The organism is Pseudactinotalea sp. HY158, assembly GCF_009660225.1.
Lineage (GTDB): Bacteria > Actinomycetota > Actinomycetes > Actinomycetales > Beutenbergiaceae > HY158.
The window spans coordinates 3,597,650-3,621,311 of sequence record NZ_CP045920.1 but is presented as its reverse complement, the minus strand read 5'-3'; the positions used below and the strand labels follow the sequence as shown (position 1 = coordinate 3,621,311).

Below are 23,662 nucleotides of genomic sequence, written 5' to 3'. Positions count from 1 at the left end.
CCCGGGCCACTCGCCCCGGTGACCGAACACGCCGAGGTCCGCCTCGTCGAGGCCGCCGGACTCGCACGCGCCCTGCACGGAGCCGACGTGCTGTTCGCCTACGACTTCTTCTCCCCCGCGATCCACGAGGCGTGGCACGCCGCTGATTCCCTCCGCTGGCTGCACGTGGCCTCGGCCGGGGTGGACGCGATGCTCGACCCGCAGGTGCGCGCGAGCGAGGTCGTGCTCACGAACTCGCGCGGGATCTTCGACCAGGCGATCGCGGAGTACGTGCTCGCCCAGATCCTCACCTTCGCCAAGGATCTGCGCGGCTCCTGGGCGCTGCAGCGCGATGAGCGCTGGCTGCACCGGGAATCGCAGCGAATCGCCGGTACCCGCGCCCTCGTCGTGGGAACCGGACCGATCGGCCGGGCGGTCGCGCGCCTGCTGGCCGCCGCCGGGATCCACGTGACCGGCGGCGGGCGCCGCGCCCGCGACCGCGACGCGGACTTCGGCACCGTGATCGACGTGACCGCCCCGGCCTCCTTCCACGCCGGACTCGCGGGCGCCGACTGGGTCGTGGCCATCGCCCCGCTCACCGAGCAGACCCGCGGCATGTTCGATGCCGCCGCGTTCGCCGCCATGGACCCGGCGGCCCGCTTCATCAACGTGGGCCGGGGGGAGCTCGCCCGCACGGACGACCTCGTGACCGCCCTGCGGGCCGGGGAGCTCGCCGGCGCCGCCCTCGACGTCGTCGACCCCGAGCCACCGCCCCCCGGACACCCGCTCTGGGAGCTGCCGGGCGTCGTCCTCACGCCCCACAACAGCGGCGACTTCATCGGCTGGCGCGACGAACTCGTGGGGGTGTTCGCCGAGAACTTCCGGCGGTGGGCGACGGGCCGGCCGCTGCGCAACGTGGTGGACAAGCACCTGGGATACGTACCGAGCACTGGAGGCTGACATGACCGACGAGCGCGCCGACCTGACCGAGCTGACCGCAGTGGAGCTCGTCGCGGCCTACGCCTCCGGCGAGGCCTCACCGGTGGAGGCGACCCGGGCCGTGCTCGACCGGATCTCCCGGGACGACGACGACCTCAACGCGTTCTGCCTCGTGGACCCGGAGGGCGCGCTCGAGGAGGCGGCACGCTCGGAGGCCCGGTGGCGCGAGGCACACCCGAAGGGTCTCCTCGACGGCGTGCCGATCTCGATCAAGGACATCTTCCTCACCGACGGTTGGCCCACGCTGCGAGGCTCGCGGGCCGTGGAGTCGAATCAGCCGTGGCGGGTGGACTCCCCCGTCGCGGCGCGGCTGCGGGCCGACGGCATGGTGTTCGTGGGCAAGACCACGACCCCCGAGCTCGCGTGGAAGGCGGTGACCGACAGCCCGCTCACCGGGATCACGCGCAACCCCGCGGACCCGGCGCTCACGACGGGCGGGTCCTCCGGCGGGGCGGCGGCGGCGGTGGCGGCCGGGATGGGGCCGGTGGCCGTGGGTACCGACGGCGGCGGCAGCATCCGGATTCCCGCCTCGTTCTGCGGGATCGTCGGCTTCAAGCCGACCTACGGCCGGGTGCCGATGTTCCCGGCGAGCCCCTTCGGGCAGCTCGCGCACGCCGGGCCCATGACCCGCACCGTCGAGGACGCGGCGCTGCTCATGGACATCCTCTCGCTGCCCGACCACCGGGACCCGAATCAGCTCGCCCCGCCCCGGACCACGTTCCGCGGGGAGTTCAATCGCGAGGTCGCCGGCCTGCACGTGGCCTACTCGCGGGACCTGGGCTACGTGGAGGTCGACCCGGAGGTCGGTGCGATCATCGACGCGGTCGTCGCCCGGATCGACGAGGCCGGGCTGCACGTCGCGGCGGCCGACCCCGGATTCACCGATCCGCTCGAGCCGTTCGAGCAGCTGTGGGCGGCCGGGGCGGCGGCGTTGCTGCGCACGATGCCCGGCGTGCGCGAGACGATCGACCCCGCGCTCGGCCGGGTGTGGGACGACGGCGAGAAGCTGACCGCGGTGGAGTACGTGCAGGCCCGCGGCGTGGCGGCGCAGCTCGGGATCACCATGGGCACGTTCCACGAGGAGCACAACGTGCTGCTCACCCCGACGATGCCGATCCCGGCGTTCGAGGCCGGACACGACGTGCCGCCCGGCAGCGGGCTGCGCAGCTGGCCGCAGTGGACGCCCTTCACCTACCCGTTCAACATGACCGGCCAGCCCGCGATCAGCGTGCCCGTGGGCACGACCGCCGCGGGGCTCCCGGTGGGCCTGCAGATCGTCGGGCCCCGGCACTCGGACGATCTCGTGCTCGCCGTGGCCCGGTTCGTGGAGTGGCTGCTGGCCGGCTGAGCGGGGAACCTCGTTGGCGCGCTGCCCCGAATTCTTTCCCCGCCGGGCGTGCCGCAGGGTGCGGGGAAACTCGTTGGTGTGCTGCACCGAATTCTTTCCCCGTCGGGCGTGCCGTGGGGTGCGGGGAAACTCGTTGGTGCGCTGCCCCGAATTCTTTCCCCGTCGGGCGTGCCGCGGGGTGCGGGGAACCTCGTTGGTGTGCTGCACCGAATTTGTTCCCCGCCGGCGGTCGGGAACGACGAGCGGGGAGGATCGTTGGTGTGCTGCACCGAATTCTTTCCCCGCGCGGGTCAGGCCCGGGCGATGAGCAGCCGCTCGCCGGCGAAGCCGTGGCGCCACAGGTCGTTGCCCGCCGCGGCCATGGCCGGCAGGCCCTCGGTGATCGTGGCGAACACGTTTCCGGGCACCCAGCCCACGTCGCCGTTGAGGAGCAGGTTGTTGCGGCCGTAGAAGAACGCGAGGTCGGTGGCCCCCTGCTCCGCGTGGGCCTCGGAGCCCTCGTCGTAGCCGTAGGCGGGGTTGCCGATCTCCCACGGCTCGAAGTCGAAGAGGCACACGTCGCCCGGGATCGGCGTCACGGTCGGATTCTCCCGGCGCGGGGCCGTACGCAGCCGGGGTAGCAGCGTGTACACCTCGTTGCGCGCGTACTTCGCGTGGAACGCGTCGCCGGCGGCGGGCAGAGCGTCCCAGACGGCCGCGCACGTGGCCGGTGCGACGTCGTCCAGAAGCTCGGCGCGGCAACCCACGCCGCGGCGCTCGAGGGTGAGCGTGATGAAGCGGGTCATGGGACTCCTCTCGGAGGGCTCAGATCGCGGCGAGCACGTCGGCCCAGATCGCCAGGCCCTCGTCGATCTGCTCGGCCGTGACGATCAGCGGCGGGATCATCCGCACGCAGTTCATGTACGCCCCGCAGGTGAGCAGGAGGAGCCCGGATCGGGCGGCGGCCTGCTGCGCGGCGGCGGCGCGGGCGGAGTCCGGCCGGCCGTCGGAGGTCACGAATTCGCTCGCCACGAGCAGCCCGAGCCCGCGCACGTCCCCGATGGAACCCGCGTCGTTCGTCGCCCGCGGCGCGAGGTCTCGGCACCCGGCGAGCAGCTGCGTGCCGCGCTCGGCGGCATTGGCCACGAGCCCCTCCTCCCGGATCACGTCGAGCGTGGCCACGGCGGCGGCGCAGGCCACGGCGTTGCCCCCGTAGGTGCCGCCCTGCGAACCGGGCCAGGCCTTCGCCATGAGCTCGCCCGGCGCCGCGATGCCCGAGAGCGGGAATCCCGAGGCGAGCCCCTTGGCGATCGTGATGACGTCGGGGCGCACGTCGAAGTGTTCGTGACCGAAGTAGCGGCCCGTGCGCCCGAAGCCGGTCTGGATCTCGTCGATCACGAGCAGGATCCCGTGCTCGTCCGCGCGTTCCCGCAGGCCCGCGAAGAATCGGGTGTTGCCCGGGATGTAGCCGCCCTCGCCCAGCACGGGCTCCACGACGAACGCCGCGGTCTCCGCCGGGGCGGTGAGGGTGGCGAAGAGGTAGTCGAGCTCGCGCAGCGCGAAGTCGGTCGCCTCCTCCTCGCTCCAGCCGTAGCGGTACGCGGTCGGGAAGGGTGCCACGTGCACTCCGGCCATGAGCGGGCTGAATCCTGCCGAGAACCGGGTGCCCGAGGTCGTCATCGAGGCGGTCGCGACCGTGCGCCCGTGGAAGCCGCCGTGGAACACGATGACGTTCGGGCGGCCGGTGGCCTGGCGGGCGAGCCGCAGGGCCGCCTCGACCGCCTCGCTGCCGGAGTTGGCGAAGAAGAGGGAATCGAGTCCGGGGGGGAGCACCTCGCCGAGCTTCTCGGTCAACTCCAGTAGCGGGCGGTGCATCACGGTGGTGTACTGGCCGTGGATGAGAGAGCCGACCTGGGCGCGCGCGGCCTCGACCACGTGCGGGTGGCAGTGGCCGGTGCTCGTCACCCCGATGCCGGCGGTGAAGTCGAGGTAGCGGCGGCCGTCGACGTCGAACAGGTAGCTTCCCGCGCCGTGATCCACCGTCACGGGCGTGGCTTGGAGCAGCCGGGGCGAGAGCGCAGTCATCGGGGCCTCCCTCAGGGTGATCGACCGGTTGTCGGATTGTTGACAATACTTCTACGATGACGGATACGGCAAGGAGGTTCCACCATGACCGAGACCGAGGCGATCGCCTCCGTACCCACCGGGCTGTTCATCGACGGGCAGTGGCGCGAGACCGCGGCCACGATGCCGGTGGAGGACCCCTCGACCGGCGAGCCCCTGTGCGAGGTCGCCGATGCGAGCCCCGAGGAGGCCGCCGCCGCCCTCGACGCCGCGGCCGCCGCCCAGGCGGGGTGGGCCGCCACCGCCCCGCGCGAGCGCAGCGAGATCCTCCGCCGCGGCTATGAGCTGCTCGTGGCCGAGACGGACCGGCTCGCGCTCATCATGACCCTCGAGATGGGCAAGCCCCTGGCCGAGTCCCGGGGGGAGATCGCCTATGCCGCCGAGTTCTTCCGCTGGTTCGCCGAGGAGGCCGTGCGCATCGACGGCGGCTTCATGTCCGCCCCGGCCGGCGGGTCCCGCTTCCTCGTCTCCCGCGAGCCCGTGGGGCCGAGCATCCTCATCACCCCGTGGAACTTCCCGATGGCGATGGGCACCCGCAAGATCGGGCCCGCGATCGCCGCCGGCTGCACCTCGGTGATCAAGCCCGCCTCGCAGACGCCGCTGTCGACCCTCGCTCTCGCCGACATCCTCGTGCGCGCCGGGCTGCCCGCCGGCGTGGTGAACGTCGTGACCACGAGCCGTACCGACGAGGTCATGACCCCGATGATCCTCGACCCGCGCTCCCGCAAGCTCTCCTTCACCGGGTCGACGGCCGTGGGCAAGCACCTGCTCGCCCTCGCGGCGAAGACCGTCATGCGCACCTCGATGGAGCTCGGCGGGAACGCGCCCTTCCTCGTGTTCGCCGACGCCGACCTCGACGCCGCCGTCGACGGCGCCATGCTCGCGAAGATGCGCAACATCGGCCAGGCCTGCACCGCCGCGAACCGGATCCTCGTGGAGCGGTCGGTCGCCGAGGACTTCGCCGACCGGCTCATCGCCCGCATGGCCGCCCTGCCGATGGGGCGCGGGGTGGAGGAGGGGGTCGTGGTCGGCCCGCTCATCAACGCCGCCGCCGTGGACAAGGTCTCCGAGCTTGTGGACGACGCCCGCGGCCTGGGCGCGAGCGTTCGCCTCGGGGGTGAGCGAGTGGGCGGAGCGGGGCACTTCTATCCGGCGACCGTGCTCACGGGCGTGCCCGCCGGGGCGCAGATGGCGGGGACCGAGATCTTCGGGCCGGTGGCCGCCATCACCCCGTTCGACTCCGAGGAGGAGGGGATCGCGCTCGCGAACGACACGCCGTACGGGCTCGTGGCCTACCTGTTCACCCGGGATCTCGACCGCGCCCTGCGGGTGAGCGGCGCGCTCGAGTCCGGGATGGTCGGGGTGAACCAGGGGATCGTGTCGAATCCCGCGGCCCCGTTCGGCGGGGTGAAGGAGTCCGGCCTCGGCCGCGAGGGCGGATCCACCGGGATCGACGAGTTCCTCGAGGTCAAGTACACCGGCATCAAGATGTGAGCCGAGCTCCGGGCGGACCCCATCGAGTGGTATCGATGAATGCCCGCGGGGCGCCCTCAGAACAAGCCGAGCCGTTCAAGCAGGTCCGCGGCCGCCGCGATGATCGCCGCGGCGCTCTCGACGGCCTGGCTCGCCTCGTCGTTCGTGGCGTCATCGCCGGGGCGCTCAGGGTATTCGAGCTCGTTGCGTCGCCTCCGCAGGGCGCCGAACTGGCGGAAGCCCGGTCCGAACTGTGCGCGGACCGCTTGCTCGACGGCATAATGACCGCCCCTGGTCGTGGGGCGAAGTCCTTGCTGCGCGAGCAGTCCTGTCAACGCCTGGCGGGATGCGTCGTAGGCCAAGACGAATGCGGAGTCCGGATCGCGATGGATGGCCGACCGGGCGGTTTCCAACGTGATCGTGGCCTTCTGGAGCAGCCGATCGCCGTTGGCCGCGTCGCCGGTGAGCTTCTGTAACTCCCCCGACCGCACGAGTGCGTCGATGTCCGACTCGCCGCGGTTTCAGCGGACCATCAGGCGCCCACCGACTCGGCGGCATCGCAGACGACGGTGAACGGTGATGCCTTGATCTGAGCTACGAGCGCATCGGCCGGATCCCGCCACTGCTTCGGTGAGCGGATGATGGGATTCACCTCGATGCCGAGACGGGCCTGGGCGCGGTCCGCGGCGTCGTAGAGATCCGCCCGGTCGACCGCGCCGACCACGAGAACATCGATGTCGCGTGGAGGGGGGCCGGTGTGGCCGGCGTAGCGGGCTGCCCATGACCCGAAGATCAGCACCTGCTCGGCACCCGGGATGACGAACTCTTCGGCGACGACGGCCTTGGGGCCGAAGGTGGCTTCGAGTAGTTGCGTGAGGGCGGGGGCGGCCGGGTGACTCGTGTTGGCCCGCACCAGGCGGTTGCGGCCCAGCGTGCGGCTGGTGATGAGCCCGGCCTCGTCGAGGCGAACCACCTCGCGATGGAGCGTGGACAGCGGCACGCCCAGCCGTGTCGCGAGGTCGCTCACGCCGTATTCCCGATCGGGGTGCAGCATGAGCCACATGAGCAGTTCCGCCTGGTGTTGCGACCGGAACACCGGAAGGAGGGCCGGGCTTTGGCTACGCATAAGTGGAAGATATATCCCATTTATGCGTAGCGTCAAGAGTGGAGCCATCGTGCACCGCCGGACTCCTCGCAGCGTCGAGCCGATGTCTACGACAGCGGGGACCGCCGGCCACCGGGGAGGTGGTCGGCGGTCCCCACTGCGGAGGTCGGGAGCTCAGCGCTCGATCTCGCCCCGGATGAAGGCCTCGACCTTCGCGCGCGCGGTCTGGTCGTCGTACTGCTCCGGCGGCGACTTCATGAAATAGGAGCTCGCGGAGAGGATCGGGCCGCCGACCCCGCGGTCCATCGCGATCTTCGCGGCGCGGAGCGCGTCGATGATGATGCCGGCCGAGTTCGGGGAGTCCCACACCTCGAGCTTGTACTCGAGGTTGAGGGGCACCTCGCCGAACGCGCGGCCCTCGAGGCGAACGTACGCCCACTTGCGGTCGTCGAGCCACTGCACGTAGTCGCTCGGGCCGATGTGCACGTTCTTCTCGCCCAGGTCGTGGGAGATGTTCGAGGTGACGGCCTGGGTCTTGGACACCTTCTTCGACTCGAGCCGGTCCCGCTCGAGCATGTTCTTGAAGTCCATGTTGCCGCCGATGTTGAGCTGGTACGTGCGGTCGAGCACGACGCCCCGCTCCTCGAACAGGCGGGCGAGCACTCGGTGGGTGATCGTGGCCCCGACCTGCGACTTGATGTCGTCGCCGACGATCGGGATCCCGGCCGCGGTGAACTTGTCGGCCCACTCCTTCGTGCCGGCGATGAAGACCGGCAGTGCGTTGACGAAGGCGACGCCCGCGTCGATGGCGGCCTGGGCGTAGAACTTGGCGGCGTCCTCCGAGCCCACCGGCAGGTAGCAGATGAGGACGTCGGCGCGGGCCTCCTTGAGGGCGGCCACGACGTCGACCGGGTCGGCGTCGGACTCGGTGATCGTCTCCCGGTAGTACTTGCCGAGCCCGTCGAGGGTCGCCCCCCGCTGCACGGGCACCCCGAGCGGGGGCACGTCGGCGATCTTGATCGTGTTGTTCTCGCTCGTGTTGATGGCGTCGGAGAGGTCGAAGCCGACCTTCTTGGCGTCGACGTCGAACGCCGCGACGAACTCGATGTCGCGGATGTGGTAGTCCCCGAACTGAACATGCATGAGGCCCGGCACGGTCGTGGTGGGATCGGCATCGGCGTAGAAGTGCACGCCCTGAACCAGCGACGAGGCGCAGTTGCCTACACCCGCGATAGCGACGCGAATTGACATGGGTTCATGACTCCTTGGTTGACTCCGCCGAGGGGTCCCCCGGCGGTGTGGATGGGTTCGGTTCGTGTGGGTGGGCGGGGCCGCGCTGCTCGGCGGTGATGAGGTCCTCGAGCCAGCGCACCTCGCGATCGAGCTTCTCCAGGCCGTAGCGGTGCATCTCCTGGGTGTAGGCGTCGCGGCGCTCGCGGGTCGTGGCCACGTGCTCGCGCAACGCCTCCCGGCGCGCCAGGATGCGGGCCCGACGGCCCTCGAGGATGCGCAGCCGCGTGCTCGGGTCGACCTCCGCGAACAGGGAGAAGCGCACGTCGAAGTGCGCGTCCTCCGAGGCCGCGGCGTCGACGTGATGGAGCGTGGCGTCGAGGTGATCCTTGCCCTCGGCGGTGAGCTGGTAGACGATCCGGGCCCGCCGTCCGGCAAGCGCGTGCGGCAGCTCGTGGGAGTCGGCCCCCTCGATGAGGCCGCGGGCGAGCAGGGATTTGAGGGTGGGGTAGAGCGATCCGTAGGACAGGGTGCGCAGCGCACCCAGCGAGATGTTCAGCTGCTTGCGCAGCGCATAGCCGTGCATCGGCTCATCGCGCAGCTGGCCGAGGATGGCCAGCTCCAGCATCTCTCCACGGGTCCGCATGAGGTCCTTTCGATATATCGTATTGATATATCGAACTTGGTTGTCACGTCAAGTATCCACCCCGGTGCGGCGCACGGGCTCGAGGACGACGCCGCTGCTGCCCGTAGCCCGCTCCCCCGCCGCAGGCGGGCCCGTCTCGGGCGGGCGGGCGTCGTCCGGCGGGCGGGAGTGCGGTGACGCCGATCACAGGCGCGGCAGGGGCGGCGCGCAGGAACTGTGAAGGTCCGGGCGAGGGCACTGTGTCGCCCAGGTGCGACATTCATACTTGGGCTCGAGTCCCGTCAGAGGAGGGGTGTCGCGCGTGTCAGATTCCAGACCACCACGCTGGGAGCCGGTCGGCTCCGGTTCCAAGCCCGCCCCGCCGACCCGGCGCAGCGCCCGGGAGCGGGCGGCCGCGGAGGCGAGCGGGCGTCGTCCCAAGGCCTCGCAGGGCGACGACGCACGGAAGGTCGGCTACAAGGGCCGCCCGTACCAGGAGCCGAATCGCTTCTGGAACTACCCGCGGCCGAACCGCGGCCCGCTCCGCCGCTGGCTGCCGAGCTGGCGGTTCCTGCTCGCGTCCGTGCTCACCCTCGGCGTGGTCGGGGTCGGCCTGTTCGCATTCGCCTACGTCACGATCGACGTGCCCGAGCCCGAGGACGTCGCGCTCGCCGAGGCGAGCACCGTGTACTACTCCGACGGCACCACCGAGATGGGTTCGTTCGCCTCGGTCAACCGCACGATCATCGACGCCGACGCCTTGCCCGACCACGTCGGCCAGGCCGTCGTGGCCAGCGAGGATCGCCGGTTCTATTCGAACTCCGGGGTCGACCCGGTGGGGATCGCCCGCGCCTTCGTCAACAACCTGCTCGGCAAGCCGCGCCAGGGCGCCTCCACGATCACCCAGCAGTACGTCGAGAACTTCTACACCGGCCGCACCGACGGCTATGCGGACAAGGCCCGCGAGGCGATCCTCGCGCTGAAGATCGACCGGCAGCAGTCCAAGGACGAGATCCTCGGCAACTATCTCAACACGATCTACTTCGGGCGCGGCGCCTATGGCATCGAGCAGGCGGCGCAGCGCTACTTCGGCAAGTCCGCCGTGGATCTGACCCTGTCCGAGTCGGCGATGATCGCCGGGGTCATCCCCGCGCCGAGCAACTGGGATCCGGCCCTCCATCCCGAGCAGGCCGAGGCACGCTGGAACCGCACCCTCGACTACATGGTCGACGAGGGGTTCATCACCCAGGCCGAACGGGAGGCGCAGACCTTCCCCGACACGATCGACCCCGACGAGCAGAAGAACAAGTTCGGCGGCCCCCAGGGCTACCTGCTCGACCTCGCCCGCTCCGAGCTGCTCGACCAGGGGGGTTTCACCGAGGCGGACGTGATGTCCGGCGGCCTGCGGATCGTCACGACCATCGATCCGGAGCTGCAGGAGGCCGCGGTCGCCGCGGCCGAGGACCTGCCCGACGACCACGCGCCGAACCTGCGGGTCGGCCTCGTGTCGATGGATCCGGCGACCGGCGCGATCCGCGCACTGTACGGCGGCCCGGACTACGTGGAGGAGCCGCGCAACGCGGCGACCCAGGCGCGGGCGCAGGGCGGGTCGACCTTCAAGGTCTTCACCCTCGCGGCGGCCCTCGACCAGGGCATCCCGCTCGAGCAGCGCTTCCCCTCCTACAGCCCGATGACCATCGAGCCGTACGGCTACGAGGTGAGCAACTTCGACCACCGCGGCCACGGGAACATCAGCCTCCTGCAGGCCACGGAGGGCTCGGTCAACACCGTGTTCGCCCAGCTCAACGCGGAGGTCGGACCCGAGGCGACGGAGGAGATGGCCATCCGGCTCGGCCTGCCCGCGGACACCGCCGGGCTCGACCCGGTCATCTCCAACGTGCTCGGCAGCGCCTCCCCGCACGTGGTCGACATGGCCCGGGCGTACTCGACGATCGCCTCCGGCGGATTTCGGACGACGCCCCATATCGTCGCCGAGGTCACGGATTCCTCGCAGGCCGTTCGCTATACCGGCCCGACCGCGAAGACGTCGGTGCTCGATGCGCAGGTGGCCGCCGACACGACCTATGCGATGACCCAGGTGGTCCAGCAGGGGACGGGCCGCACGGCGAGCGAGATCGGCCGGCCCGCGGCCGGCAAGACCGGGTCGAGTCAGAACTACCGATCCGCGTGGTTCGTGGGCTTCGTGCCCCAGCTCACCACGGCGGTCGCGCTCTTCCAGCCCGGGGAGGACGGCACGGAGGAGGTCATCACCCCGTTCGGCGGAGTGAACCCGGTGGCGGGTGGAAGCTGGCCGGCGACCATCTGGACCGAGTACATGACGGCGGCCACGGACGGGATGCCGGTCGAGGACTTCCCCGAGCGCAGCGCGCCGGTCCGGCCGACGTACGCGCCCAAGCCCCAGCCCACGCAGCCGGCGACGGAGGAGCCGAGCGAGGAGCCGAGCGAGACCACCACGCCGAGCCCGACTCCCACGCCCAGCCCCACGCCGACGACACCGACTCCGACCCCGACGGCGCCGCCACCTCCCACCCCCACCGGTCCGCCGAGCGGCGGCTCCGATGGAGAGTCCGGCGGCGGTTCGGACGGCGGCTCCGGTGGCGGTTCGGACGGCGGCTCGGGCGGTGGCTCCGGTGACTCCGACGGCGCCGGCTCGGGTGGTTCCGGCCAGGGTTCGGGTCAGGGGTCGGGCCAGGGTGGCCAGGGCTCGAGCCGGGGTGGCCAGGGCTCGGGTCAGGACGGCCGGGGCCTCGCGCTCCCGGGCCGGGGCGACGCCGGAGCCTGGTAGCGCGCGGACGTCCCGAGCCGGTCGCCACCGCCGTGGCCCGCCCGGCCCGTGCGTGGCCGAGCCCACAGTGGGCCTTCCGCCGCCCGTCCGGTAGCATGGCCGGGTTCCCCGTTTCGTTCTCATGCCCGGATTCGTGTCGCATCGCGGCCGAGGGGCGAGGCGGACGGGGCGCATCACCCTCCTGTCACGGAGAGACCGTGACCGATGTAGACCAGAGGAGGTGGGTGACACCTATGCGTCAGTATGAACTGATGGTCATTTTCAGCCCCGAGCTCGACGAGCGCACCGTGGCCCCGGCGATGGAGAAGTTCCTCACCGTGGTGACCGGCGACAGCACTCCGGGCAGCGTGGAGAAGGTGGATGTCTGGGGCAAGCGCCGCTTGGCCTACGAGATCGAGAAGAACACCGAGGGCGTGTACGTGCTCGTCGAGATGACCGCCACCCCCGAGCAGGCTCAGGAGCTCGACCGCCAGCTCGGACTCAACGAGACCGTGCTGCGCACCAAGCTCATCCGCCGCGGCGCCTGACGGCGTCGGGCCTCCCAGCAACCTTTCCGACCATCCCCTCCCGACCGGCTCATCGGTCGGCCACCAGCACGTGGCGAGCAATGGCGAGCACGTGACGACTAAGGAGTGACATGGCAGGCGAAACCACCATCACCGTGATCGGCAACCTAACCGCCGACCCGGAGCTGCGGTTCACCCCCTCGGGGGCTGCGGTCGCGAACTTCACCATCGCCTCCACGCCGCGGACGTTCGACCGCCAGTCGGGGGAGTGGAAGGACGCCGAGACCCTGTTCATGCGCTGCTCGATCTGGCGCGAGGCCGCGGAGAACGTGGCCGAGTCGCTGACGAAGGGGATGCGCGTCGTGGCTCAGGGCCGCCTCGTGCAGCGTTCCTTCGAGACCCGTGAGGGCGAGAAGCGCACCGTGGTCGAGATGCAGGTCGACGAGGTCGGCCCGTCGCTGCGGTACGCCTCCGCCAAGGTCACCCGGGCTCAGCGCTCCGGTGGCGGCGGTGGCGGCAACTTCGGTGGTGGCGGCGGCAACTTCGGCGGCGGCGGTGGAAACAGCGGCGGTGGCGGAGGCTACGGCGGAGGCAATGCAGGTGGCGGCGGCGGATTCGGTGGCGGCGCGGCCGCGACCGACGACCCGTGGGCCACGAGCGGCTCGAACTTCCCGGACGAGCCGCCCTTCTGACAGCTGTGCCCCGGGTTGCCCGGGGCAATAAATGACCAAGGAGTACCACTATGGCGAAGGGAAACCCTCGCAAGCCCGTGATCAAGAAGGTCAAGCCGGTCAAGCGGCCTGTCCTCGAGGGCGCGATCGATTACAAGAACACGGCCATGCTGCGTAAGTTCATCTCCGACCGGGGCAAGATCCGCGCCCGCCGGGTCACGGGTGTGACCGTGCAGGAGCAGCGCCTCATCGCGAAGGCCGTGAAGAACGCCCGCGAGATGGCCCTGCTGCCCTACTCGAGCTCCGCTCGATAAGGAAAGGGAGAGACCATGGCTACCAAGCTCATCCTCACCCACGAGGTGTCCGGCCTCGGCGCCCCCGGCGACGTGGTCGAGGTCAAGGACGGCTACGCCCGCAACTACCTCATGCCCCGTGGCCTGGCCACCGGCTGGACCAAGGGTGCCCAGAAGCAGATCGACCAGATCACCGCGGCCCGCCGCAAGCGTGAGATCGCGACGATCGAGGGCGCCCAGGCGGCCCGCGACTCGCTCTCGCGCACCCGCGTGATCGTGCCGGTCCGCGCCGGTGAGAGCGGCCGACTCTTCGGCGCCGTCACCACCTCCGACATCGCCACCGCGGTCAAGGCCGCCGGTGGCCCGAACGTCGACAAGCGCAAGATCGAGGTCAAGAACCCGATCAAGTCGCTCGGCGAGTACCAGGTGTCCGTTCGCCTGCACGCCGACGTGACCGCCACGATCGACATCCAGGTCGTGCCCGGGAAGTAGTCCCGCGCAGCCGACAGCGGCCCGGTCCCCAGTCCTGGGGGCCGGGCCGTTCGCCTTTGGACGACGCAGCTCGCCCGATCTCTCTCCCTCACCCGCCCGCCCGGGTCGGGTTCCGCGGATCGTGTCACAACGTTCACACGGGGTCCCGCGCCTCTCCCGCGAAGCACCACGTGGTCCCGGCACGATGGAACCGGTCCGAGCAGGAGGGTGCGTGCGAGGAGGAGGCGCCGATGGTGGAGAGCGTGATGGGCGAGGCGGCCGAGCGCAATCGCAATCGCATCATCCTCGTGGTGTGCCTCGTCGCGGTGCTGAGCCTCGGGAGCGCCGGCTACATGTGGTTCTCCTCGAGTACGGCCGCGTTCATGCGCCGGCACGTCTCCGACCGTGAGCCCGTCTCGGTCGAGGCGTATGACGACGTCGCCGGCGCGTGGCTCTCCGCCGGGGTCGACGACATGCTCATCGTCGTCGCAGACATGCCCGATCTGCTCGGGGCGACGATCACGTTTCGCGCATGGGACGAGCAGTTCATCCTCCACCTGTGCGAGGTGGAGATTCTCCGGTTCATCGCGGAACGGCCCGAGAAGCCGCTCGCCCGCGTCACGTTCGACATCGAGGTTCCCGGCAGGGATCTGCCGCTGATGCACTATCCCCTACCGCTCGATTGCGAGACGCTGTCGGACTCGTTGAAGTCCGGCTGACCCGCGTCAGGCGCCGAGCACCATCCAGTTCGTGCCCCGCGCCCGGACGCCGGTGGTCAGGGCGCGGGCGATCATGAACGCGCCCGCGAACGCGGCCCAGAGCCAGGCGAGGGCTCCGGGTCCGGTGGGCAGCGCCCACCAGACCAGCGCCGCGAACGGCAGGTAGGCGACGAGGGTGACGACCCCGGCCCACGCGAGGAAGCGGCCGTCGCCGGCGCCGATGAGCACCCCGTCGAGCACGAACACCCACCCGGCGATCGGCATCGCGATCCCGCACACGAGCAGCGCCCACGCCGCCTCGGCCTGCACGGCCGGATCGGCGGTGAACAGCGGCGTGATCAGCCACCCCGACCCGGCCACGAGCGCGCCGATCCCGATGCCGGCGAGCACGCCCCAGCGCAGCGCCCGGGAGGTGAGCCGGCGTACGACGCCCGCGTCCCCGGCCCCGAGGCTTGCGCCGATGAGGGCCTGGGCGGCGATGGCGAGCGCATCGAGGGCGAAGGCGGTCAGCCCCCAGATCGACAGCACGATCTGGTGCGCCGCGAGCGGCACGTCCCCGAGCCGCGTGGCCACGAGCACGGTGACGATCATCGCCCCCCGCAGGGTCACGGTGCGCACGAACAGCGGCAGCCCGGCCCGGGCGCTCGCCAGGATCGCCGCCGGATGGGGCGCGAGCCGCACCCCGGGGAGGTCGCGGGCCCGGGTGAATACCTTGTACACGAGCCAGGCACCCATGCCGAGCTGGGTGGCCGCGGTGGCCAGGCCCGAGCCCGCGATGCCCATCCCCGCCCCGTACACGAGCGCCACCGAGCCGGCCGCGTTGACGATCGCCCCCGTGACGGCCGCGTGGAAGGGGGTGCGCGTGTCCTGCAGGCCGCGGAGCGTGCCGGTCGCGGCGAGCACGAGCAGCATCCCGGTGATGCCGGGTACGGACCAGCGCAGGTAGGCCACGGCATGGGGAACGATCTCGTCGGAGGCGCCGAGCGCGGTCACCAGTCCCGGGGCGAACGCGAGCCCGACGGCCGTGAGCACGAGCCCGAGGCCCAGCGCGAGCCACATGCCGTCGACCCCGAGCGAGACGCCCGCGGCCAGGTCCCCGGCGCCCTGCTTGCGCGCGACGGCGGCGGTCGTCGCGTAGGCGAGGAACACGCAGACCGCCACGACCGTGACGAGCAGGGTCGAGGCGAGCGAGAGGCCGGCGAGCTGGGCCGTGCCGAGGTGCCCGACGACCGCGGAGTCGATGAGCACGAACACGGGCTCGGCCACGAGGGCCCCGAGCGCGGGCCAGGCGAGCGCGAAGATCCGCCGGTCCACCGCCCGACCGACCGGTCCGGGCTCCGCCGACACCTCGTCGGCGTGTCGCGCGGGCGTGTCGTCCACCGATCTCCTCCCTCGTGGTTGTCCACAGCCCCCGCGGCACCTGTGGATGCGGCTCGGGTCTCCGATGCCGCGTGCGAGCGGGAGCGTGGGGACGGCGTATCGCCCGTCATTCTGCCATCTCACCGCCGTTCGGCGACTGTGGGTGCCGGCTCGTCCACCCGCTGGATCGCCGCGGCCGGTTCTGGCCGGGGGCGTCGTCCACAGGCCTGTCCACAGGGCGGGCGGCGTCGTCCACACCCGTGCGGGCCGTCGTCCACACGCGGGGCCGGGTTATCACCAGGCCGGGCTCGGGCGGGGCCCGGGCCGGTCGGCATGGGCGGTCGAAAGCGGATACCGTGCGCGGGAGGGGAACCCGGCAGCTGCCTGCCGGACCGATGTCGGAGCCGGGTGCGATCCTGATTCCATGCCGCGAACGAGAGCGGCCCGAGCAGAAGGCGAAGAGGAGTGCGGATGTCCACTGCGGAACTGGAAGCGGCGCCGACCACGGGGGTCGAGCGCACGCCGCCGCAGGATGTCGCGGCCGAGCAGAGCGTCCTCGGCGGGATGATGCTCTCCAAGGACGCGATCGCCGACGTCGTGGAGATCCTGCGCGGGTCGGACTTCTACCGGCCGGCGCACGAGATGATCTACGACGCGATCATCGACCTGTACGGCCGCGGGGAGCCGGCCGATGCGGTGACCGTCTCGGCCGAGCTGACCGACCGGGGCGAACTCACCCGGATCGGCGGCGCACCGTACCTGCACACGCTCATCTCCACCGTTCCGACGGCGGCCAACGCGGGCTTCTACGCGCGCATCGTGCAGGAGCGCTCGGTGCTGCGCCGGCTCGTCGACGCGGGCACCCGCATCGCCCAGCTCGGGTACGCCACCGACGGCGGTGACGTGGACGAGCTGGTCAACACCGCCCAGGCCGAGGTGTACGCCGTGACCGAACGGCGCACCTCGGAGGACTACGTGCCGCTGCGGGACGTCATCAACTCCACGATGGAGGAGATCGACGCGGCCTCGAACCGCGGTGAGGGCATGGTCGGGGTGCCCACGGGCTTCCGCGACCTGGACCAGCTCACCCACGGCCTCCACCCCGGTCAGATGGTCGTGGTCGCCGCCCGTCCCGCGGTCGGCAAGTCGACCCTCGGGCTCGACATCTGCCGTTCGGCTTCGATCCGGCACGGCATGGCCTCGGTCATCTTCTCCCTCGAGATGAGCCGCAACGAGATCTCGATGCGCATGCTCTCGGCGGAGTCGCAGGTGCCGTTGCAGAACATGCGCAAGGGCACGATGCGCGACGAGGACTGGACCAGGCTCGCGCGCACGATGAGCAAGGTGTCCGAGGCGCCGCTGTTCATCGACGATTCGCCGAACATGTCGCTCATGGAGATCCGGGCCAAGTGCCGCCGACTCAAGCAGCGGCACGATCTCAAGCTCGTCGTGATCGACTACCTGCAGCTCATGTCCTCGGGCAAGCGGGTCGAGAGCCGTCAGCAGGAGGTCTCCGAGTTCTCGCGCGCGATCAAGCTGCTCGCGAAGGAGATCGAGGTCCCGGTCATCGCGATCTCCCAGCTCAACCGCGGTAGCGAGCAGCGCACCGACCGCAAGCCGCAGATGAGCGACCTGCGCGAGTCGGGGTCGATCGAGCAGGACGCGGACATGATCATCCTCCTCCACCGTGAGGACATGTACGAGAAGGAGTCCCCCCGGGCCGGGGAGGCCGACCTCATCGTGGCGAAGCACCGGAACGGCCCGACGGCCACGGTGGCCGTCTCGTTCCAGGGCCACTACGCACGCTTCTTCGACATGGCCCAGTAGGAGAGCCGATGGTGGCGGGGTCGCCATCCCACATCCTTGATCAGCCGCCCGGCGCATCGATGTGGTGTGAGGGCGGGTCGAGGCGTACGCACGCCCGGTGCGTGACGTCGCGAAGCTGGGCGACCATCCAGTAGTGCCCCATCGGGTGGTGGCGCCCGCGCGAGGCCACGTCAGGCCGGCATGGTCACGAACAGGCCCGGGATCGGGTTGGTGCTGAGCTGCGTCAGACGCAACCGGGTCTGATACTCCTCGAGGATCGTGAGCGCGGCCTGGTCGGTCTCGTCGTAGGGCTTGCCCGGGCCGGTGAACTTGTTCCGCGACACAGACGTGCCCGGGATGAAGTAGTCATCCCAGGCACGTTGTGGTGGCTGCCGGTGCGCCATCGGCGGGGTGGCTCAGCGGCCGAGAACGTGACGACGGCCCAGCTCGCTGGCTTCCTCGATAGAGATCTCACCGCGGGCGAATCGTTCCCCGACCGCTAGCAGGTACGGGTCGGTGACCTCGTGCCCCACGGCACCCAGAGCTGCGTCCGCGAACGCCAGCCGGTCGGCCGCCTCGGCCTCGGTGTAGCGCGTCGTCCTCCTGCTCGTGCTGGCCATCGCCAGCCCCTCTCGTCGACCCTCTGATTTTACCACCCGGCCCGGAAACGGGGCGGGTGAGGGGGAACGGTCGAGCGCATAGTCGAGATGACCGGCAGCGCCCGGGGATCGCGTCGGCGGCGGGCCCCCCGGCTACGCGCTGCACCTGGTCCGCAGGGCACGGGCCATCCCGTAAGTCATCCGATCTCTGACGGTGCCGGCGCGGCCGGCGACGCTCCGCTGATGATCGCGACGCGGGAGGGTCGAACGGGCGACGACCGCTACGAACCATCGCCTCTAGCTGCTACAGTCCTTCCTGGCAACGTGGACAAAGTGGTGCCGTACAAGCGCCGAGCGTCGATGCTCGGCGAAGGAGGAGAGTAATGCGACGAAGTATTAATCCGATGTTTGCGAGTGTGGCGGCGACCGCGGGCCTCGTGCTCGGCGGGATCGCCCTGCCGGCGCAGGCGTCGATCCCCACGGATGACCTGAACCCCGGCGAGGTCACCGGCGTGCCCGCGTCGGTGCCCTACAGCGACGAGGAGCGCGTCGCGGACTGGCAGGAACTCCAGTTCGGGCTGTTCCTGCACTGGGGCGTCTACTCGATGTTCGAGGGCATCTACGAGGGCGAAGTCCAGACCATCGGCTATCCCGAGCAGATCAAGGCGTGGATGGACATCCCGGACGAGGCCTACCTCGCCGAGGCCGCGCAGATGACCGCCGAGAACTGGGACGCCGACGCCGTGTGCCAGACCGCCGCGGATCTGGGCATGAAGTACGTGAAGATCACCACGAAGCACCACGACGGCTTCGCGATGTGGGACACGGAGACGACCGATTACAACGTCGTGGAGCAGACCGCCTTCGGACAGGACCCGATCGCCCAGCTCGCCGAGGCCTGCAACGAACGCGACATCGAGCTCGGCTTCTACTTCTCGATCATCGACTGGACTCAGCACGAGGCGGAGCCGTACCAGAACCGCAACCCGATCCCCGAGTCGATGATGCCGCTCATCAAGGACCAGCTGACCGAGCTGCTGACGAACTACGGCCCGATCTCCGAGCTCTGGTTCGACATGGGCGGCCCCACGGCTGACCAGTCGGAACGGATGGTGCAGTGGGTCAACGAGCTCCAGCCGAACACGGTGATCAACTCCCGCGTCTGGAACGACAAGGGCGACTTCGAGGTCGGTGGCGACAACCGGGTGCACTCCGACCTGCGCACCGGGCCCTGGGAGTCGATCCTGTCGATCTTCCCCGCGTGCTGGGGCTACTGCTCCACGTACAAGGCGGACCGGTCCGACTCGAACATCCTGCCCAAGAGCCAGGAGGCGATCACCTCGCTCGTGACCGTGATCTCCGGCGGCGGCCAGTTCGCCTACAACATCGGCCCCAAGGGCGACGGCTCGTTCGACCCGTTCGACCAGCAGGTGCTCGACAACATCGGCGACTGGATGGACCGCCACCCGAGCGCGATCACCGGGGCGCACGCGACCTGGTTCGACGTGCCCGACTGGGGACGGGTCACCGCGAACGGCTCCGATCTCTACCTGTTCGTGCCCTCCGCCGAGTGGGAGGCCGGCCGGGTGATCGGCCTGTCGGGCCTGGCGAACGGGGTCGAGGCGGTCACGATCGACGGCACCGAGACCACGCTCGAGGCGGAGCGCGCGGGCCTGGACCTTCGCGTCACACTCGCCGGCGACGCGCCGGATGAGCTCATGTCGGTGATCAAGGTGTCGCTCGACGGCGAGGCCCGGATCGTCCCGACGGAGACGGTCGCGCTCGCCGACGGTGCGGCGGAGATCACCGGCGACGACGTCGTCGGTCGGCTCAGCCCGAAGGGCAACGGCTTCACCGACCTCGACGGCTACGTGCTCAACGAGCGCGCCACGCCGGTGATGCTCACGCTGGACATCTCGGCCGACGAGGTCACCCCGGAGGAGGAGTACCGCGTCACCTTCGGCGACCGCAGCGTCGTGCTCACGGGCACGGAGCTGGTCGAGGCCTCGATCACGGACCTCCCGCTCGAGGCCGGTGCGGTGGGCCGGGTCCGGATCGACTACGCCGATCCCGACTACTACGCCGACGGCCTCGACCTGGCCGGCGTCACCATTGCGGTGACCGCCGCATCGCCGAGCGTCACGCCCACGGACGTGACCTTCACCGACGAGCCGGGGACGGAGGACGACACGATCACCGTTCCCGCCGTCGAGGGCGTGGTGTACCTGATCGACGGCGAGATCGTCGACGCCGGCACGCACCCCGGTGAGGGAACCGTGACGGTCACCGCGGCCGCCGCGGACGGCTACGTGCTCGCCGAGGGCGCCGCGACCGAGTGGAGCCACGAGTTCAGCACCGAGCCGGGCGAGCAGCCCACGGACGAGCCGACCGGCGAGCCCACGGACAAGCCGACCGATGAGCCCACGGACGGCGCCTCCGAGGACCCGACCCAGGATCCGACCCAGGATCCGACCCAGGATCCGACCGGGGACCCGACCCAGGCTCCGACCGCTCCGGGAACCGGCCTTCCCGACACCGGGGCCGACGTGGGTATCTACACCGCCCTGGCCGCAGCGCTGCTGCTGGCCGGCGCGGCCGCAGCCCTCGTGGCGCGTCGCCGGCGCGCCTGATCCGCACCACGACGGGGCCGGATCTCCCACGCGGGAGGTCCGGCCCCGTCGCATGCAGCGGGCGATGGCGGCCGCAACGCGACGTTCCGGCGGCCACCCCGCCACGGAGACCTTCGAACGTGCACGAGGATGCCCGATCGGGCACGAACGGGGCCCACCACTGCCCGAAGGTCTCGAATCCGTCTCAACTGGAGACGGGCATCACATCCGGACGTCGTTCCCGCTAGTGTGAGAAGGGCTGAGAGGCAGCAGGGCCGCACACTTCATCGCCCAGGCGGGGCACGGCGACGGCCGAGCAGCGCCGGCCCGCACCCATGGGGTGGAGCCCTGGGTGGAAGGAGTGTGATGAGTTCAGCCCGCGTCGGCGTCGGACGCCGAATCCGCGCTGTGCCGCACCTCCAGTTCGCCGAGGATCTCATCACCGGCCCGCTCGAGTCCTCCGCCCTCGTCGTGCTGCGCGCCCCCCGCGGCTACGGCAAGACCAGCCTCCTCGGCGCCTGGCTCGACTCCGGGCACCTCGCGGGCGACTCCGGACGCCGGGTCGTCTACCTCTCGCTCGCGCCCGGCACGGCCACGGCCACGGCCACCGGATTCTGGCGCGAGGTGCTCGGGGCACTCGAGCCGGAGGGGGCGATCACGGGCGACGGGCCACCGGTCCGGGCGGCGCTCTCCGCGGCGCTGTCCGCCTCCGCGCGCCCGCTGACGATCGTGCTCGACCACCTGCACCACGTCGACACCTCGGTCGACGCGGAGATCGATGCGGGGCTGCTCGAACTGCTGGACCAGCACCCCGACCTCAACCTCGTGGTGGCGACCCGGACGCTGCGCAACCTCGAGGTCACCGGCCTCATGTCCATGCCGACCCGGCTCATCGGCCCCGGCGATCTCAAGCTCGACCGGGTGCGCTCGGAGACGCTCGCGATCGCCCTGGGAACGCGGCTCCCGGCGACCACGATCGATCGGCTCGTGACGATGACCGACGGCTGGCCGGCACTCGTGCGCACCACCCTCGCCCACGGCACGGACGACGAGGGCGGCCTCGACCGGGATCCGACCGTCGCCGCCGCATTCGTGCACCGGGTCATCGACGACTTCGGTGACGACCGCATTCGCGAGTTCCTCTATCGCACCTGCCTGCTCGGCTCCTTCACGCTCGATCGAGCCCAGGGCCTCGTGGGTCACGGCGACGCCCTCGGGCTGCTGCGCCCCCTCCACCACGCGGGCCTGCTGCACGAGGAGGTCCCGAACACCTACAGCTACACCCCCGCCGTGCGGGAGGCGCTCGAGCGCCTCGCCCGGGAGCACCGACCGGAACTGGTCAAGGAGGTGCATCGGCACCTCCTCGAGGCCGGCGCGCCGACGGTCGATCCCGCCCGCGCGCTCCACCACGCGGTCCTCGCGGAGGAATGGGAGGTGGGCCTCGACCTGGTCGAACGGTACTGGAACCGGCTCGTGACCCAGGGCCCGCACGCGCTCATCGCATCCGCGCGCGCCTTCCCCGGGCAGTACGTCGCGGCGAGCGCCCGCCTCCGGGTGGCGCTGACGGACCTGGAGGGCGGCGTCGTCTCCACCCTGTCCGGGCAGGAATGGTCGTGGCCCTGGCCCGCGGTCGACGATCCGGACGGCCTGACCCTCACGAGCCGCGCCGACCGGCAGCGCCGTCCGCTCGAACAGGACGAGTCGGTCGCACTCCTGCAGTGGGCGATCGCGGCGTTGTTCAGCGGCGACCTGCACGCCGCGACCTATGCGTGCAATCGCGCCCGCAACCGCGGCCTGAGCGATCCCGGCCCGGTGGCCGCGCTGGCGACCATGGGCCTCGCGGTCCTGCATCTCTTCCAGGGCGAGCTCGTGCAGGGCCGTCGGCTGCTCGAGGATCCCGTGCTCACCGCGTTCCTCGACGGCGAGGGTCCCGGGCCCGAGGACGACCGGGTCTGGGGCGAGGTCATGTCGAACGGGAGCCGGCAGCATCGCATCGCCGCCGGCACGGCCGCCGGAATCGTCGACCGGGGCGTCCGCCTGGCACGCGCGATGGCGGCGGTCGATTCGGGCAGCCCGGACTGCGCCCGGCTCGTGGGGGAGCTGGCAGAACCCGTCTACCGCGATCTCGTCTGGATGCTCACGGTGAGCGTCCGCGCCCGGTACGCCACGCTGTCGGGCGATCCGAGGCTCGTGCTCGACGCGGCGAACGAACTGCGCTCGGCCCTGCGCTACATCGCGGCGGGCACCCTCCCGGAGGCCATCCTCGTCCACGACCTCATGGACGTCCTGCTGCGCGCGGGAATGGTCGGCGTGGCCCGCGATCTCGACCACCGGACCGGCAAGTCTCCCCTTGCCCTGCTCGGCCGCGCGAAGCTGGCGGTCGCGGAGCGCAACTACCACCAGGCGATCGTGCTGTGCGAATCGATCGGTTCCTGGCTCTCGCTCTGGCCGCGGCTCGCCCTCGAACGGGACGTCGTGCTCGCCGGCGCCTATCACGCGGTCGGCCGCGGCCAGGAGGCGGCCGAGCTGTTCGCCCTCACGGTCCACTCGGCCCAGGTGCATGGGCTGACCCGCCCGTTCGGGCTGCTGCCCCGCTACGTGTTCGATGCGCTCGCGGGCGCCGACCGGCAGGCCCAGCTGCTGTGGCCGGATCCGCGCACCCGGACGAGCGCCGACGTGAGCGACGAGGCCCCGGCCCCCGCCTTCACCGATCGGGAGGCCCAGGTCCTGCGGGCGCTCATCGATCACGGTGGGCCGGTGGCGATCGCTCACCACCTCGGGCTCTCCACGAACACCGCCAAGACGCACGTGCGGAACATCTACAAGAAGCTGGGCGTGAGCAATCGGGTCGAGGCGCTGCGCGCGGCCGACCGGCTCCTCACGGGGTGATGACATGCGGCCGAATGGCGGGAGCACCCCGAGGGCTCCGGGAGTCGCGACGAAGCAGCGGAGCCCGATGAG

General features: G+C 70.9%; 21 protein-coding genes. 12 read left to right on the top strand and 9 right to left on the bottom strand.

Annotated elements, in window-relative coordinates:
* The first annotated feature begins 18 nt into the window (after positions 1-18).
* Together GCE65_RS15970 and GCE65_RS15965 are read left to right on the top strand one after the other, a co-directional pair.
* Entirely contained in the window at positions 19-939 is a 921-nt protein-coding gene (locus tag GCE65_RS15970; RefSeq protein WP_228760016.1) for a D-2-hydroxyacid dehydrogenase, read from the top strand.
* Between the two features lies 1 nt (position 940).
* Complete coding sequence (locus GCE65_RS15965; RefSeq protein ID WP_153879072.1) at positions 941-2,326, top strand: amidase; 1,386 nt, start codon at positions 941-943, stop codon at positions 2,324-2,326.
* A 290-nt stretch (positions 2,327-2,616) separates the two neighbouring features.
* Here GCE65_RS15965 and GCE65_RS15960 read toward each other — a convergent pair whose 3' ends face one another.
* Positions 2,617-3,111 carry a DUF3830 family protein gene (locus GCE65_RS15960; protein ID WP_152910047.1) on the bottom strand — a complete coding sequence of 165 codons (495 nt, stop codon included), beginning with the start codon at positions 3,109-3,111 and terminating at the stop codon, positions 2,617-2,619.
* Positions 3,112-3,130: 19 nt separating this feature from the next.
* Entirely contained in the window at positions 3,131-4,390 is a 1,260-nt protein-coding gene (locus tag GCE65_RS15955) for an aspartate aminotransferase family protein (protein ID WP_153879071.1), read from the bottom strand.
* A gap of 84 nt (positions 4,391-4,474) precedes the next feature.
* Here GCE65_RS15955 and GCE65_RS15950 point away from each other — a divergent pair, with 84 nt between their 5' ends.
* Positions 4,475-5,923, top strand: coding sequence for an NAD-dependent succinate-semialdehyde dehydrogenase (locus GCE65_RS15950; RefSeq protein ID WP_152910049.1), 1,449 nt, complete (start codon positions 4,475-4,477; stop codon positions 5,921-5,923).
* 56 nt (positions 5,924-5,979) lie between these two features.
* On the opposite strand, the gene GCE65_RS15945 is transcribed toward GCE65_RS15950, so the two are convergent.
* The 4 genes from GCE65_RS15945 to GCE65_RS15930 all read right to left on the bottom strand — a co-directional run bounded on the left by GCE65_RS15945 (position 5,980) and on the right by GCE65_RS15930 (position 8,865).
* Positions 5,980-6,393, bottom strand: a complete 414-nt coding sequence (locus tag GCE65_RS15945; protein ID WP_153879070.1) for a hypothetical protein — start codon at positions 6,391-6,393, stop codon at positions 5,980-5,982.
* 41 nt (positions 6,394-6,434) lie between these two features.
* Positions 6,435-7,076 (bottom strand): helix-turn-helix transcriptional regulator, encoded by a 642-nt coding sequence (locus GCE65_RS15940; RefSeq protein ID WP_228760015.1) that lies wholly within the window; start codon positions 7,074-7,076, stop codon positions 6,435-6,437.
* Positions 7,077-7,181: 105 nt separating this feature from the next.
* Entirely contained in the window at positions 7,182-8,258 is a 1,077-nt protein-coding gene (locus GCE65_RS15935; protein ID WP_152910052.1) for an inositol-3-phosphate synthase, read from the bottom strand.
* Between the two features lie 4 nt (positions 8,259-8,262).
* Positions 8,263-8,865, bottom strand: a complete 603-nt coding sequence (locus GCE65_RS15930) for a PadR family transcriptional regulator (RefSeq protein ID WP_227993777.1) — start codon at positions 8,863-8,865, stop codon at positions 8,263-8,265.
* Positions 8,866-9,184: 319 nt separating this feature from the next.
* Here GCE65_RS15930 and GCE65_RS15925 point away from each other — a divergent pair, with 319 nt between their 5' ends.
* From GCE65_RS15925 to GCE65_RS15900, 6 genes are all read left to right on the top strand, one after another.
* Positions 9,185-11,668 carry a transglycosylase domain-containing protein gene (locus GCE65_RS15925; RefSeq protein ID WP_153879069.1) on the top strand — a complete coding sequence of 828 codons (2,484 nt, stop codon included), beginning with the start codon at positions 9,185-9,187 and terminating at the stop codon, positions 11,666-11,668.
* 233 nt (positions 11,669-11,901) lie between these two features.
* The gene (rpsF, locus tag GCE65_RS15920) at positions 11,902-12,195 is read left to right on the top strand and encodes a 30S ribosomal protein S6 (RefSeq protein WP_152910055.1); all 294 of its coding nucleotides are present in this window, start codon (positions 11,902-11,904) and stop codon (positions 12,193-12,195) included.
* Positions 12,196-12,305: 110 nt separating this feature from the next.
* The gene (locus GCE65_RS15915; protein ID WP_152910056.1) at positions 12,306-12,866 is read left to right on the top strand and encodes a single-stranded DNA-binding protein; all 561 of its coding nucleotides are present in this window, start codon (positions 12,306-12,308) and stop codon (positions 12,864-12,866) included.
* Positions 12,867-12,916: 50 nt separating this feature from the next.
* On the top strand, positions 12,917-13,159 hold the full coding sequence (rpsR, locus tag GCE65_RS15910) for a 30S ribosomal protein S18 (RefSeq protein ID WP_152910057.1): 243 nt from the start codon (positions 12,917-12,919) through the stop codon (positions 13,157-13,159).
* A gap of 15 nt (positions 13,160-13,174) precedes the next feature.
* Positions 13,175-13,630 (top strand): 50S ribosomal protein L9, encoded by a 456-nt coding sequence (gene rplI / locus GCE65_RS15905; protein WP_152910058.1) that lies wholly within the window; start codon positions 13,175-13,177, stop codon positions 13,628-13,630.
* 230 nt (positions 13,631-13,860) lie between these two features.
* Positions 13,861-14,328, top strand: coding sequence for a hypothetical protein (locus GCE65_RS15900; RefSeq protein WP_153879068.1), 468 nt, complete (start codon positions 13,861-13,863; stop codon positions 14,326-14,328).
* A 6-nt stretch (positions 14,329-14,334) separates the two neighbouring features.
* Here the strand turns inward: GCE65_RS15900 and GCE65_RS15895 are convergent, their stop codons facing one another.
* Complete coding sequence (locus GCE65_RS15895; protein WP_370460154.1) at positions 14,335-15,708, bottom strand: MATE family efflux transporter; 1,374 nt, start codon at positions 15,706-15,708, stop codon at positions 14,335-14,337.
* A 450-nt stretch (positions 15,709-16,158) separates the two neighbouring features.
* On the opposite strand from GCE65_RS15895, the gene dnaB reads away from it, so the two are divergent.
* Positions 16,159-17,514, top strand: a complete 1,356-nt coding sequence (gene dnaB / locus GCE65_RS15890) for a replicative DNA helicase (RefSeq protein WP_152910060.1) — start codon at positions 16,159-16,161, stop codon at positions 17,512-17,514.
* A gap of 170 nt (positions 17,515-17,684) precedes the next feature.
* Here dnaB and GCE65_RS15885 read toward each other — a convergent pair whose 3' ends face one another.
* The gene (locus GCE65_RS15885) at positions 17,685-17,837 is read right to left on the bottom strand and encodes a hypothetical protein (protein ID WP_153879067.1); all 153 of its coding nucleotides are present in this window, start codon (positions 17,835-17,837) and stop codon (positions 17,685-17,687) included.
* A gap of 72 nt (positions 17,838-17,909) precedes the next feature.
* Complete coding sequence (locus tag GCE65_RS15880; protein ID WP_153879066.1) at positions 17,910-18,113, bottom strand: hypothetical protein; 204 nt, start codon at positions 18,111-18,113, stop codon at positions 17,910-17,912.
* A 383-nt stretch (positions 18,114-18,496) separates the two neighbouring features.
* On the opposite strand from GCE65_RS15880, the gene GCE65_RS15875 reads away from it, so the two are divergent.
* Positions 18,497-20,722, top strand: coding sequence for an alpha-L-fucosidase (locus GCE65_RS15875; RefSeq protein ID WP_194928751.1), 2,226 nt, complete (start codon positions 18,497-18,499; stop codon positions 20,720-20,722).
* A 345-nt stretch (positions 20,723-21,067) separates the two neighbouring features.
* Positions 21,068-23,590, top strand: a complete 2,523-nt coding sequence (locus tag GCE65_RS15870) for a LuxR C-terminal-related transcriptional regulator (protein WP_194928750.1) — start codon at positions 21,068-21,070, stop codon at positions 23,588-23,590.
* The last annotated feature ends 72 nt before the right edge of the window (positions 23,591-23,662 follow it).

Excerpts from the sequence above, each read along its gene's own strand:
- GCE65_RS15965 (WP_153879072.1), top strand. The coding sequence starts at position 941 with ATGACCGACGAGCGCGCCGACCTGACCGAGCTGACCGCAGTGGAGCTC.
- GCE65_RS15960 (WP_152910047.1), bottom strand. The coding sequence starts at position 3,111 with ATGACCCGCTTCATCACGCTCACCCTCGAGCGCCGCGGCGTGGGTTGC.
- GCE65_RS15955 (WP_153879071.1), bottom strand. The coding sequence starts at position 4,390 with ATGACTGCGCTCTCGCCCCGGCTGCTCCAAGCCACGCCCGTGACGGTG.
- GCE65_RS15950 (WP_152910049.1), top strand. The coding sequence starts at position 4,475 with ATGACCGAGACCGAGGCGATCGCCTCCGTACCCACCGGGCTGTTCATC.
- GCE65_RS15940 (WP_228760015.1), bottom strand. The coding sequence starts at position 7,076 with ATGGCTCCACTCTTGACGCTACGCATAAATGGGATATATCTTCCACTT.
- GCE65_RS15935 (WP_152910052.1), bottom strand. The coding sequence starts at position 8,258 with ATGTCAATTCGCGTCGCTATCGCGGGTGTAGGCAACTGCGCCTCGTCG.
- GCE65_RS15930 (WP_227993777.1), bottom strand. The coding sequence starts at position 8,865 with ATGCTGGAGCTGGCCATCCTCGGCCAGCTGCGCGATGAGCCGATGCAC.
- rpsF (WP_152910055.1), top strand. The coding sequence starts at position 11,902 with ATGCGTCAGTATGAACTGATGGTCATTTTCAGCCCCGAGCTCGACGAG.
- GCE65_RS15915 (WP_152910056.1), top strand. The coding sequence starts at position 12,306 with ATGGCAGGCGAAACCACCATCACCGTGATCGGCAACCTAACCGCCGAC.
- rpsR (WP_152910057.1), top strand. The coding sequence starts at position 12,917 with ATGGCGAAGGGAAACCCTCGCAAGCCCGTGATCAAGAAGGTCAAGCCG.
- rplI (WP_152910058.1), top strand. The coding sequence starts at position 13,175 with ATGGCTACCAAGCTCATCCTCACCCACGAGGTGTCCGGCCTCGGCGCC.
- GCE65_RS15900 (WP_153879068.1), top strand. The coding sequence starts at position 13,861 with ATGGTGGAGAGCGTGATGGGCGAGGCGGCCGAGCGCAATCGCAATCGC.
- dnaB (WP_152910060.1), top strand. The coding sequence starts at position 16,159 with ATGTCCACTGCGGAACTGGAAGCGGCGCCGACCACGGGGGTCGAGCGC.
- GCE65_RS15880 (WP_153879066.1), bottom strand. The coding sequence starts at position 18,113 with ATGGCCAGCACGAGCAGGAGGACGACGCGCTACACCGAGGCCGAGGCG.
- GCE65_RS15875 (WP_194928751.1), top strand. The coding sequence starts at position 18,497 with ATGTTTGCGAGTGTGGCGGCGACCGCGGGCCTCGTGCTCGGCGGGATC.
- GCE65_RS15870 (WP_194928750.1), top strand. The coding sequence starts at position 21,068 with ATGAGTTCAGCCCGCGTCGGCGTCGGACGCCGAATCCGCGCTGTGCCG.